Annotated in this window: 1 protein-coding gene; it reads right to left on the bottom strand. The window is 65.8% G+C overall.

The features are described from left to right. A partial coding sequence (locus KUG39_RS17825) for a glycogen/starch/alpha-glucan phosphorylase (protein WP_216916618.1) occupies positions 1-202 on the bottom strand: 202 nt, incomplete at both ends.

Here is a 202-nt window from a genome sequence, read left to right as displayed (position 1 = left end):
GCCGTCCATGTCGGGGTCGGCGTTGACGACGTCGGCGATGCCGTTGATGAAGCGGATGATCAGCTTGGCCATGGCATAGCCGGGAGCCGCCTTGCCCCCGAAGATCACGGTGCGAGGGGCCATGCCGCCCGCGAGGCCGTTCTTGATGCGCAGGTACTGGGCGATCACCTGGAGGGCATTGAGGTGCTGGCGCTTGTACTCG

The organism is Synechococcus sp. CCAP 1479/10, assembly GCF_019038515.1.
Taxonomy (GTDB): domain Bacteria; phylum Cyanobacteriota; class Cyanobacteriia; order PCC-6307; family Cyanobiaceae; genus Cyanobium.
This window is presented reverse-complemented; position numbering and strand designations above follow the sequence as displayed.